Source organism: Stenotrophomonas rhizophila, from assembly GCF_000661955.1.
Classification (GTDB): domain Bacteria; phylum Pseudomonadota; class Gammaproteobacteria; order Xanthomonadales; family Xanthomonadaceae; genus Stenotrophomonas; species Stenotrophomonas rhizophila.
Window position 1 is genome coordinate 613,609 of the sequence record NZ_CP007597.1, and the last position, 11,535, is coordinate 625,143.

The following is an 11,535-nucleotide window of genomic DNA, read 5'->3' on the forward strand; positions in this document are numbered from 1 at the left end:
ATGAGCCAGGCCCTCACGCTTGCACGCCCGTATGCCCGCGCCGCGTTCGCGACCGCGCGCGACGAAGGCACGTTCGCGCCGTGGTCGGACGCGCTTGCGTTCTCCGCCCATGTAGCCGCCGACCCACGCGTGGCGGCCTTGCTGTCGAATCCGGAACTGGACCGCGGCGATGCCGTCGCGTTGCTGGTGCCGGAATCGTCCAGCGAGACCTTCGGTCGCTTCCTGTCCATCCTGGCCGAAGCGCACCGTCTGCCGCTGCTGCCGGAAATCGCCGGTATGTACGACCAGCTGCGCGCCGACGCCGAACACGTGGTCAAGGCCACCGTGACCTCGGCCACGGAACTGTCCGCCGCTGAACTGGACGCCATCAAGGCCGCGCTGCGCAAGCGCTTCGGTCGTGAAGTGGACGTCTCGACCGCAGTCGATGCTTCGTTGATCGGCGGTGCCGTCATCGACGCCGGCGACGTGGTCATCGATGGCTCGCTCAAGGGCAAGCTGTCGCGCCTGCAGACCGCGCTCGCTAACTGAATTCATTTAACGTCCGGCGTGATCGCCGGCACTAGGACTTGACGATGGCAACCACGCTCAACCCCTCCGAAATCAGCGAACTGATCAAGAACCGCATCGAGAAGGTCAAGCTGGCCGCGGAATCGCGCAACGAAGGCACCGTGACCAGCGTGTCCGACGGCATCGTGCGCATCTTCGGTCTGGCCGACGTGATGCAGGGCGAAATGATCGAACTGCCGAACAACACCTTCGCCCTGGCCCTGAACCTGGAGCGCGACTCGGTCGGCGCCGTGGTCCTGGGTGGCTATGAGCACCTGCGCGAAGGCGACGTCGCCAAGACCACCGGTCGTATCCTGGAAGTGCCGGTGGGTCCGGAAATGCTCGGCCGCGTGGTCAACGCGCTGGGCGAGCCGATCGACGGCAAGGGCCCGATCGCTGCACAGGCCACCGCGCCGGTGGAGCGCGTTGCCCCGGGCGTGATCTGGCGCAAGTCGGTCGACCAGCCGGTGCAGACCGGTTACAAGTCGGTCGACTCCATGATTCCGATCGGCCGCGGCCAGCGCGAGCTGGTCATCGGTGACCGCCAGACCGGCAAGACCGCCCTGGCCATCGATGCGGTGATCAACCAGAAAAGCACCGGCATCAAGTGCGTGTACGTCGCGATCGGCCAGAAGGCCTCGACCGTGGCCAACATCGTGCGCAAGCTGGAAGAGAACGGCGCCCTGGCGCACACCGTGGTGGTGGCTGCCACCGCGTCCGAATCGGCCGCGATGCAGTACATCAGCGCCTACTCGGGCTGCACCATGGGTGAGTACTTCATGGACCGCGGCGAAGACGCGCTGATCGTGTACGACGATCTGTCCAAGCAGGCCGTGGCCTACCGCCAGATCTCGCTGCTGCTGAAGCGTCCGCCGGGCCGCGAAGCCTACCCGGGTGACGTGTTCTACCTGCACTCCCGCCTGCTCGAGCGCGCTGCCCGCGTGTCCGAAGAGTATGTGGAGAAGTTCACCAACGGCGCCGTCAAGGGCAAGACCGGCTCGCTCACCGCGCTGCCGATCATCGAAACCCAGGCCGGTGACGTCTCGGCGTTCGTGCCGACCAACGTGATCTCGATCACCGACGGCCAGATCTTCCTGGAAACCGATCTGTTCAACTCGGGCATCCGCCCGGCCGTGAACGCCGGTATTTCGGTGTCGCGCGTCGGTGGTGCGGCCCAGACCAAGATCATCAAGAAGCTGTCCGGCGGCATCCGTATCTCGCTGGCCCAGTACCGCGAGCTGGCTGCGTTCGCGCAGTTCGCCTCGGACCTGGACGAAGCCACCCGCAAGCAGCTTGAGCGCGGTCAGCGCGTCACCGAGCTGATGAAGCAGAAGCAGTACGCCCCGATGTCGATCGCCAACCAGGCGCTGACCATCTACGCCGTCAACGAGGGTTACCTCGACGACGTGCCGGTCAACAAGCTGCTGGCACTGGAAGAGGGCCTGCACGCCCACTTCGCCAACACCCAGGGCGAGCTGATCAGCAAGATCAACGCCACCGGCGGTTGGGACAACGACATCGAAGCGGCCTTCAAGAAGGGCATCGCCGAGTTCAAGACCACCGGCAGCTGGTAAGCCGCATGTGTGGCGGGGCCTGACGGCCTCGCTTCACCGTTGAATGGCAGCGGGGCAGAGCCCCGCTATACGGGAAGAAGAGATGGCAAGCGGACGCGAAATCAAAACCAAGATCAAGAGCGTGCAGAACACCCGCAAGGTGACGCGCGCGCTCGAAATGGTCTCGGCCTCCAAAATCCGCAAGGCGCAGGAGCGGATGAAGACGTCGCGTCCGTATGCGCAGGCGATGAAGCAGGTGATCGGTCACCTGGCCCAGGCCAGCACCGATTACCAGCATCCGTTCCTGGTCCAGCGTGACGAGGTGAAGCGGGTCGGTTACATCGTGATCTCCTCCGACCGCGGCCTGGCCGGCGGCCTGAACAACAACCTGTTCCGCAAGATGCTGGGCGAAGTCCGCCAGTACCAGGACAAGGGTGCCGAGATCGACGTGGTGACGGTGGGCCAGAAGGCCTCGACCTTCTTCCGCCGCATCAAGGTCAACATGGTCGGCAGCGTCACCCACATGGGCGACGTGCCGCACCTGGAACAGCTGATCGGCGTGATCAAGGTCATGCTCGATGCCTTCACCGAAGGCAAGGTCGACCGCGTGTACCTGGTCTACAACCGCTTCATCAACACGATGACGCAGAAGGCCAGCTTCGACCAGCTGCTGCCGTTGCCGGCCGCTGAGAAGCAGGTCGCGCACCACGACTGGGACTACCTGTACGAACCCGACGCCGCGACCGTGCTGGAGCACGTGATGACGCGTTACGTCGAGTCGCTGGTGTACCAGGCGGTTCTGGAAAACGTCGCGTCCGAGCATGCAGCCCGCATGGTCGCGATGAAGTCGGCAAGCGACAACGCGAACAAGCTGATCGGAACCCTGCAGCTGGTCTACAACAAGGCCCGCCAGGCAGCGATCACCCAGGAAATTTCCGAAATCGTCGGCGGCGCGGCAGCAGTCTGACGCGCACAGTCAAAGCACACATTAGAGGATTGCAGCAATGAGTCAGGGCAAGATCGTTCAGATCATCGGCGCCGTCGTCGACGTCGAATTCCCCCGCGAGTCGGTGCCGAAGGTGTACCACGCGCTGAAGGTGGACAACACCGAAATCACGCTGGAAGTGCAGCAGCAGCTGGGCGACGGCGTGGTCCGTTGCATCGCGCTGGGCTCCACCGACGGCCTGAAGCGCAACCTGGTGGCCACCAACACCGAACGCGCCATCTCGGTGCCGGTCGGTGCAGGCACCCTGGGCCGCATCATGGACGTGCTGGGTCGTCCGATCGACGAAGCCGGTCCGGTGACCGCCAGCGACACGTGGGAAATCCACCGTGAAGCCCCGTCGTACGAAGACCAGTCCCCGGCCACCGAGCTGCTGGAAACCGGCATCAAGGTCATCGACCTGATGTGCCCGTTCGCCAAGGGCGGCAAGGTCGGCCTGTTCGGCGGCGCCGGCGTCGGCAAGACCGTCAACATGATGGAACTGATCAACAACATCGCCAAGGCGCACAGCGGCCTGTCCGTGTTCGCCGGCGTGGGTGAGCGTACCCGTGAGGGCAACGACTTCTACCACGAGATGAAGGACTCCAACGTCCTGGACAAGGTCGCGATGGTGTACGGCCAGATGAACGAGCCGCCGGGCAACCGCCTGCGCGTCGCGCTGACCGGCCTGACCATGGCCGAGTACTTCCGCGACGAGAAGGACGAGAACGGCAAGGGCAAGGACGTGCTGCTGTTCGTCGACAACATCTACCGCTACACCCTGGCCGGTACCGAAGTGTCGGCACTGCTGGGTCGTATGCCGTCGGCAGTGGGCTACCAGCCGACCCTGGCCGAGGAAATGGGCGTCCTGCAGGAGCGCATCACCTCGACCAAGAATGGCTCGATCACCTCGATCCAGGCCGTGTACGTGCCCGCCGATGACTTGACCGATCCGTCGCCGGCCACCACCTTCGCCCACCTGGATTCGACCGTGACCCTGTCGCGTTCGATCGCCTCGCTGGGTATCTACCCGGCCGTGGATCCGCTGGATTCGACCAGCCGCCAGATGGACCCGCTGGTCATCGGCAACGAACACTACGACACCGCCCAGCGCGTCCAGCAGACCTTGCAGAAGTACAAGGAACTGAAGGACATCATCGCCATCCTGGGCATGGACGAACTGTCCGAAGAAGACAAGCAGGCCGTGACCCGCGCCCGCAAGATCGAGCGCTTCTTCAGCCAGCCGTTCCACGTGGCCGAAGTGTTCACCGGCTCGCCGGGCAAGTACGTGACCCTGAAGGACACCATCCGTGGCTTCAAGGCCATCGTCGATGGCGAGTACGATCACCTGCCGGAGCAGGCGTTCTACATGGTCGGCAGCATCGAAGAAGCGGTCGAGAAGGCCAAGAAGATGGCCGAGAAGGCCTGAGGCGGCGGGGACGGGCACACGCCCGTCCCGACCGTGACACGGGGTGGGCATCTGCCCACCGCTGCGGAATCCCTGCGGTGGGTCACACCCGCCCCCTAGCGAAGAGAGTTACATGAGCACCATCCGTTGCGACATCGTCAGCGCCGAGCAGGAAATCTTCCGTGGTGAAGCGACCCTGGTCGTGGCCACCGGCGAGCTGGGCGAGCTGGGCATTGCGCCCAAGCATGCCCCGCTGATCACCCGCCTGAAGCCGGGCAAGGTGGTAGTGACCACGCCGAACGGCGAGCAGCTCGACTTCGCCATTTCCGGCGGCATCCTCGAGGTGCAGCCGCAGGTGGTTACCGTGCTGGCCGACACCGCGATCCGTGCCCAGGACATCGACGAAGCGTCGGTGCGCAAGGCCAAGGAAGAAGCCGAACGCGTGCTGGCCAACCGTGGCGAAGCCATGGACGTCGCCGAAGCCCAGCAGAAGCTGGCCGAAGCGGTGGTCCAGCTGCAGGCGCTGGAGCGCCTGCGCAAGACGCTCAAGCACTAAGCAGCTCGCCTGCTGGTGTTCGACCGCGCCGGCCTTGTGCCGGCGTTGTCGTATCTGGGCCAGCGGGCGACCCGATGGCCCGGACTGTGATCGACACGGCATCGGCGCGCGGGCAGGGCGGGCAGAATCGGCGGCATCCTTTGCCAGAGTCCTTATGATGAATCCTGCACGCACCCCGCTGGTCATTGCGGTCCTTTGCAGCCTGCTGCTGTCTGCCCGCGTATCCGCGCTCGCGCCGTTGGACAGCCTGGGCGTCTGGGTACAACGGGTGGCGGCGCGCAACGCGATCGCCCACGACGTGGCGGCCTACAAGTTTGTTGCCGGACGCCCGATCGAAGACCCGCAGCGCGAGGCAGCCGTGCTCGCCGGAAAGCGCGACCGCGCCGTGCAGCTGGGACTGGACCCGGACGCGGTGGAGGCCGCCTACCGCCAGCTGATCGAGGCCAACAAGTTGCTGCAGCACGTCGATATCCAGCATTTCCTGCTGGGCAGGACGCCCTCGCCGCCGCCGTCGCTGGACGCCATTCGCGAACGCATCGATACCCTCGATGAGCGCCTGCTCTCACACTGGGCGCAGTTGGACGATGTGCGGTCCGCCCCGGACTGCCCGCGCCAGCTGGCGCGGGCCATCGCCCGGCAGGGCACGCAGAGCGAGCCGCTGGATGACGCTACGCGCATTGCCCTGGTGCGGGCCACGCTGGGCTTCTGCCCGCACGACGGGGTGCCAGCCGGGGGCGCAGCCGGTGCGGCGCAGAATGACGCCGCCGGGCATTGATGCTAGAAGTGCACCTGCCAGACATGCACCCGGACGTGCGCGGCCGGAGACTGTCATGCAGGCATTCGAAACCCCTGACCGTTCAATCAAGGAATGACCATGTTCAAGAACGCATTGATTCTCGCAGTGGCCCTCACCGGCCTGGTGGCGTGTGGCAAGAAGGACGACGCAGCCGCGCCGGCCACCCCGACCCCGGCGGCGGCTGCGCCGACCACCGCTGCCCCGGTTGCTGACGCCGGCATCGGCGCGGGCCTGCCGCAGGCCTGCGAGGCCTACCTGACCCGCGCCAAGGCCTGCTTCGACAAGTCCAACCCGCAGACGGCCGCTGCCTTCCAGCAGGGCGTGGACCAGGCCAAGGCCCAGTGGGCCACCATGCAGGACAAGACCGCGCTGGAAGCCGGCTGCAAGTCGGCCAACGACCAGTTCGCCCAGGTGGTCAGCGCGCTGAAGTGCGAATAAGGTGACCCCGGCCGGGCACCGCACCGGTGCCCGGTTCCTGCGCCGGCCGCTCAGCGGTAGACGAAGCGCCGCAACAGCAGGAACGAGACGGCGGCCAGACCGCCTTCGACGACCGGTTTGGCCAGCCAGGCATAGGCCAGGCCAAGGTGGTGCGCCGTCGTGCTCACCAACAGCGTACTGACCACGGTCAACAGCAGCCACAGCGCCAGGAACCGTGCGAACCGCGCCCAACCGAGGCGGTGGTCGCCGTCGGCAGCGAACGTATAGCGACCGTTGAGCCAGAACCCCAGCAGCATCCCGCATACCCGGCCCAGCACGTTGGCCGGCACGGTCGGCACGCCCAATGCCGTGGCACCGACGAACACCGCCCAGTCCACGACCAACTGCACCAGGCCGATCAGGATGAAGCGGCTGCCTTGGCGGATCAGACTCACGGGACGGCGATACCGGTGCGGAAACGCAGCATGTTAACTGTCCGCGTTCTAGAATCGCAGCCACTACCGCCCACACACGCTGCCCCATGACCCAAGCCCTGCACGTCATCATCCTCGCCGCCGGCGCTGGCAAGCGCATGAAATCCGACCTGCCCAAGGTGCTGCAGCCGATTGCCGGCCGCCCGATGCTGGCCCACGTGATCGATGCCGCCCGCGACCTGCAGCCCGCCGCCATCCATGTCGTGTATGGCCACGGTGGCGATGCGGTGCGCGAGGCCTTCGCCAGCCAGACCGACCTGCTCTGGGCCGAACAGCGCGAACAGCTGGGCACCGGCCATGCGGTACAGCAGGCCATGCCGAACGTGCCCGACGCGGCCACCGTGCTGGTGCTGTACGGCGACGTGCCGATGATCCGTACCGACACCCTGCGCCACCTGCTGGCGCAGCCGGGCCGGCTGGCGGTGCTGGTGGCTGAAGTGGCCAACCCCACCGGTTACGGCCGCATCGTGCGCAATGCCGAGGGCCGGGTCGCGGCGATCGTGGAGCAGAAGGACGCCAGCGACGAGCAGCTGGCCATCCGCACCATCAACACCGGCATCATCACCGCCGAGTCCACGGCGCTGCGCACCTGGCTGTCGCAGCTGTCCAATGCCAACGCGCAGGGCGAGTACTACCTGACCGACGTGTTCGCCGCCGCCGCGCATGACTACACCCCGGCCGACATGGCGTTCGTCGAGGACGCGCAGGAAGCCGAGGGTGCCAACGACCCGTGGCAGCTGGCGCAGCTGGAACGCGCGTGGCAGCTGCGCGCGGTCCGGGCGCTGTGCACGCAGGGCGCGCGGGTGCTGGACCCGGCGCGCCTGGACATCCGCGGCACGGTCAGCGTCGGGCGCGACGTGCAGATCGACGTCAACGTGATCCTGGAAGGTCGGGTCGAACTGGGCGACGGCGTCAGCATCGGGCCGTTCACCCGGCTCAAGGACGTGTCGCTGGCCGCGGGCACCGTGGTCAAGGCGCATTGCGACCTCGACGGCGTGGTCAGCGAAGGCGCGGCGGACATCGGGCCGTTCGCACGCCTGCGCCCGGGCACGGTGCTGGCCGCCGGCAGCCACGTGGGCAACTTCGTGGAAACCAAGAAGGTCACGCTGGGACCGGGCAGCAAGGCCAACCACCTCACCTACCTGGGCGACGCGGTGATCGGGGCCAAGGTCAACATCGGTGCGGGCACCATCACCTGCAACTACGACGGGGTGAACAAGTCGCAGACCACCATCGGCGACAACGCCTTCATCGGCTCCAACAGCGCGCTGGTGGCCCCGGTGGTGATCGGCGCAGGCGCCACCATTGCCGCCGGCTCGGTCATCACCCGCACCGCCCCCGACGGCAAGCTCACCCTGGCCCGCGCACGCCAGGAAACCATCGACGGCTGGAAGCGCCCCACCAAGCGCTGACACGCGCCATCGCGCACCCGGTAATGCCGGCCGCTGGCCGGCAACCAGGCGATCCGGGTAGTGCCGGCCGCTGGCCGGCAACCAGGCGATCCAGGTAGTGCCGGCCGCTGGCCGGCAACCAAGCGATCCCGGTAGTGCCGGCCGCTGGCCGGCAACCCGACGATGCCAACGCCCCCGTAATGCCGGGCTCTGCCCGGCAACCCGATCAAACGGGCAAAAAAATCGCCACGCACAACCCGCCTTCGCGGCGGTTCTGCAGCGAAATCCGACCGCCGTGCGCTTCCACGATTTCCCGGGTAAGCGCCAACCCCAACCCGGTGCCGTTGCGCTTGGTCGAGTAGAACGGCATCAACGCGTTCTGCAGCACGGCTTCATTCATGCCCTTGCCGCGGTCCAGCACTTCCAGGCGCAGCCACTGCGGCAGGCGGGTCAGGCGGACCTCGACATCATCATTGGGCGGCTCGGCATCGCCGCCCGCTTCATGTGCGTTCTTCAGCAGGTTCAGCAGCGCCTGGCCAAGCTGGGCGATATCCACCCGGCTGTGCAGGTCGTCGCCGATGCCCTGCATGCGGAATGGAATCTGGTGCTGCAGGCTGGTCAGGAACTGAATCCACTGCACGTTCTGCAGCTGCGGCTGCGGCAGCTTGGCAAAGCGCGCATAGCCGCGGATGAAGCCTTCCAGATGGCGCGCCCGCTCCTCGATGGTGGCGAACACTTCTTCCAGCCGCTCGGTCTTGCCACGCCGCACCAGCTCGCCGCCGGAATGGGCCAGCGAAGCGATCGGCGCCAGCGAGTTGTTGAGCTCGTGGCTGATCACCCGGATCACCTTCTTCCAGGTCTGCACTTCCTGGCGGCGCAGCTCGGCGGTGAGCAGGCGGATCAGCAGCAGGTCGTGCGGGCGGCCGTTGAGATGGAAGTTGCGCCGCGACAGGTGGTACACCTGCTCGTCTTCTTCATCGTCGCTGTCGTCCTGGCGAACCGCGAACAGGCTGTCGCCGCCGCGCACGATCGCATCGCGCAGTTCCACCGGCATCGTTTCCAGCACGTCCTGCATGCGCTGGCCTTCCAGCTTCCAGCCGTTGTGCAGCAGCTTGCGCGCGGCCAGGTTGGAGAACACCACGCGCTGGATGCCGTCGCCGCCGTTGGCCAGCAGCAGCATCGACACCGGCGTGTTCTGCACCATGGTGTCCAGCAGCAGTTCCCGTTGCACCAGCCCCTGGCGCTGTTCGCGCAGCACGTCGCCCAGCTCGCGGTGCGCCTGCACCAGGTCACCCAGTTCGTCGTCGCCCGGCCAGTACACCGAAAAATTGTATTCGCCGTCGCGGTAGCTGCTGGTGGTGCCCGACAACGCCCGCAGCAGCGAACGCACCGGCGCGGTGGCGCGGCGCAGGCTGAACCACATCACCGACAGCAGCACGATGATCGACACCACGCTGACCGCCCACCCATGGTCCAGCCAGAACGCCAGGTACCAGGGAAACGCAGCGGCCAGCGCCAGCACCGGCAGCAGGCGCAGGAACAGCCGGAAGGTGAAGGAGCGGCGTGTCATTCGCGCGGGATGCCGTGGCGATCCATGCGCCGGTACAGCGCCTGGCGGCTCAGGCCCAGCTCGGCGGCCGCCTGGGCGATGATGCCGTGGTTGTGGGCCAGCGCCGCTTCGATGCGGCTGCGATCCGGATCGGCGCTCGGTGCGGTGGGCCGCGCCGCTGCCGGCGCCCGCGGCAGGTTGAGGTCGGCCACTTCGATGCGCGCGCCCTGGGCCAGCAGTTCGGCGCGCTGGATGACGTTGCGCAGCTCGCGCACGTTGCCCGGCCAGGGGTGGCGCTGCAGTGCCGTGGCGGCCGCACTGGACAACGCCTTGCCGCCACTGAGGAAGCGTTCTGCCAGCGGCAGGATGTCGCCCGGGCGCTCGGCCAGCGGGGGCAGCGCCAGTTCAACGGTATTGAGGCGGTAGTAAAGGTCTTCGCGGAAGCTGCCGTCGCGGATCATCGCGGGCAGGTCGGCGTTGGTGGCACTGACCACGCGCACCTTGACCTGGCGTTCGCGGTTGGAGCCCAGGCGCTCGAAACGCCCGGTTTCCAGCACGCGCAGCAGTTTCATCTGTCCGCCCAGTGACAGGTTACCGATCTCGTCGAGGAACAGCGTGCCGCCATCGGCGGCTTCGAATTTGCCTTCGCGGGCCTTGTTGGCGCCGGTGTAGGCACCGGCCTCGCTGCCGAACAGTTCGGCTTCGATCAGCTCGGCCGGAATGGCGCCACAGTTGAGCGCCACGAACGGGCCCTTGGCCACCAGCGAGTTGGCCTGGATGATCTCGGCGATCTTTTCCTTGCCGGCGCCGTTGGGACCGGTGATCAACACCGGCAGCGCCGAACGTGCGACCTGGCAGGCCAGGTTCACCACCCGCTCGCTGGCGGGGTCGGCGACCACTGCGCCGCGCAGGTCATAGCGTGCTTCCAGCGCCGTGCGGTCGCGCTGCTCGCGGTCGCGCCGGCGGTCCAGCTCGCGACGCGTTTCGGACAGCTCCAGCAGGTTGTTCACCGTGACCAGCAGTTTGCGGTCGTCCCATGGTTTGGCCAGGTAGTCGGCCGCGCCGGCACGCACCAGGTCCACCGCGCTGCTGAGGTGGGTCCAGGCGGTCAGCAGGATCACCGGCAGGTCGGGGTGGCGTGCGCGGATCTGCTGGAACAGCGCTTCGCCTTCCTCGCCGGAGGTGGTGTCTTCGGTGAAATTCATGTCCTGGATCACCAGGTCCACCGGCTGTTGTTCCAGCAGCGCCAGCCCGGCCTCGGGCGACAGCGCGTGCAACGCGTCGATATCGTGCAGCGAGAACAGCACTTCCAGTGCGGTGCCGACGCTGGCGTTGTCATCAATGATCAGGATCGAAGGCATGCGTCGACAGGGCACCGGGAGAAGGACAGAGAGTACCGGAGCACGGCGCCGGCGGGCAGGGCCGCCGGCGCCGTCCCGGCTACCGCCGCGGTGGTGGTGGCGGTGGTGGCGGTGCAGGGGCCGGCGGGGGCAGCACCCCGCGCCACGCGGCGGTGGCCACCTGCACGGTCTGTTCGCGGCCGTCGCGCTGCACGGTCACCGGCACCGAGCCCGGGCCGCTGCGGCCCAGGGCGGTGGTCAGGTCATCCACGCTGCGCACCGGCTGCGTGCCCACCCGCAGCACGCGGTCGCCGGCACGCACGCCGAAATGCCCGGCTGGCGTGGCGTTGCGCACGCGCACCACGCTCTGTTCGGCATCCAGTGCCAGGTGATGGCCGTCTTCGCGCCAGTCCAGCCGCGATGACTCGCGGTGGGTGGCCGACAGTGCCGGGGCGCTGGCCAGCAGCAGGCACAGCGCCAGGGAAGGGGCAGGCAGGCGCATG

General features: G+C 67.1%; 12 protein-coding genes. 8 read left to right on the top strand and 4 right to left on the bottom strand.

Annotation, left to right across the window (positions count from 1 at the left end; translation table 11 throughout):
• From DX03_RS02580 to DX03_RS02610, 7 genes are all read left to right on the top strand, one after another.
• Positions 1-528, top strand: coding sequence for a F0F1 ATP synthase subunit delta (locus tag DX03_RS02580; protein WP_038686096.1), 528 nt, complete (start codon positions 1-3; stop codon positions 526-528).
• 44 nt (positions 529-572) lie between these two features.
• The gene (gene atpA, locus DX03_RS02585) at positions 573-2,120 is read left to right on the top strand and encodes a F0F1 ATP synthase subunit alpha (RefSeq protein ID WP_038686097.1); all 1,548 of its coding nucleotides are present in this window, start codon (positions 573-575) and stop codon (positions 2,118-2,120) included.
• 82 nt (positions 2,121-2,202) lie between these two features.
• Complete coding sequence (atpG, locus tag DX03_RS02590) at positions 2,203-3,066, top strand: F0F1 ATP synthase subunit gamma (protein ID WP_038686099.1); 864 nt, start codon at positions 2,203-2,205, stop codon at positions 3,064-3,066.
• Between the two features lie 37 nt (positions 3,067-3,103).
• A complete protein-coding gene (atpD, locus tag DX03_RS02595; RefSeq protein WP_038686100.1) occupies positions 3,104-4,510 on the top strand; it encodes a F0F1 ATP synthase subunit beta in 1,407 nt (468 codons plus the stop codon).
• Positions 4,511-4,622: 112 nt separating this feature from the next.
• Positions 4,623-5,045: a F0F1 ATP synthase subunit epsilon gene (locus DX03_RS02600; protein ID WP_038686101.1), complete on the top strand. Its 423-nt coding sequence runs from the start codon at positions 4,623-4,625 to the stop codon at positions 5,043-5,045.
• A 157-nt stretch (positions 5,046-5,202) separates the two neighbouring features.
• Positions 5,203-5,820, top strand: coding sequence for a gamma subclass chorismate mutase AroQ (gene aroQ / locus DX03_RS02605; RefSeq protein WP_185753451.1), 618 nt, complete (start codon positions 5,203-5,205; stop codon positions 5,818-5,820).
• Positions 5,821-5,919: 99 nt separating this feature from the next.
• Positions 5,920-6,279: a hypothetical protein gene (locus tag DX03_RS02610; RefSeq protein WP_081797307.1), complete on the top strand. Its 360-nt coding sequence runs from the start codon at positions 5,920-5,922 to the stop codon at positions 6,277-6,279.
• Between the two features lie 50 nt (positions 6,280-6,329).
• On the opposite strand, the gene DX03_RS02615 is transcribed toward DX03_RS02610, so the two are convergent.
• The gene (locus tag DX03_RS02615) at positions 6,330-6,713 is read right to left on the bottom strand and encodes a GtrA family protein (protein WP_038686102.1); all 384 of its coding nucleotides are present in this window, start codon (positions 6,711-6,713) and stop codon (positions 6,330-6,332) included.
• Between the two features lie 86 nt (positions 6,714-6,799).
• On the opposite strand from DX03_RS02615, the gene glmU reads away from it, so the two are divergent.
• The gene (gene glmU / locus DX03_RS02620; RefSeq protein WP_038686103.1) at positions 6,800-8,164 is read left to right on the top strand and encodes a bifunctional UDP-N-acetylglucosamine diphosphorylase/glucosamine-1-phosphate N-acetyltransferase GlmU; all 1,365 of its coding nucleotides are present in this window, start codon (positions 6,800-6,802) and stop codon (positions 8,162-8,164) included.
• A 205-nt stretch (positions 8,165-8,369) separates the two neighbouring features.
• Here glmU and DX03_RS02625 read toward each other — a convergent pair whose 3' ends face one another.
• From DX03_RS02625 to DX03_RS02635, 3 genes are all read right to left on the bottom strand, one after another.
• On the bottom strand, positions 8,370-9,713 hold the full coding sequence (locus tag DX03_RS02625; protein WP_038686105.1) for a sensor histidine kinase: 1,344 nt from the start codon (positions 9,711-9,713) through the stop codon (positions 8,370-8,372).
• The gene (locus DX03_RS02630; RefSeq protein WP_038686107.1) at positions 9,710-11,053 is read right to left on the bottom strand and encodes a sigma-54-dependent transcriptional regulator; all 1,344 of its coding nucleotides are present in this window, start codon (positions 11,051-11,053) and stop codon (positions 9,710-9,712) included. The genes DX03_RS02625 and DX03_RS02630 overlap by 4 nt, the downstream gene beginning before the upstream one ends.
• Before the next feature lie 79 nt (positions 11,054-11,132).
• Positions 11,133-11,534 (bottom strand): PDZ domain-containing protein, encoded by a 402-nt coding sequence (locus tag DX03_RS02635; protein WP_038686108.1) that lies wholly within the window; start codon positions 11,532-11,534, stop codon positions 11,133-11,135.
• Position 11,535: the final 1 nt, after the last annotated feature.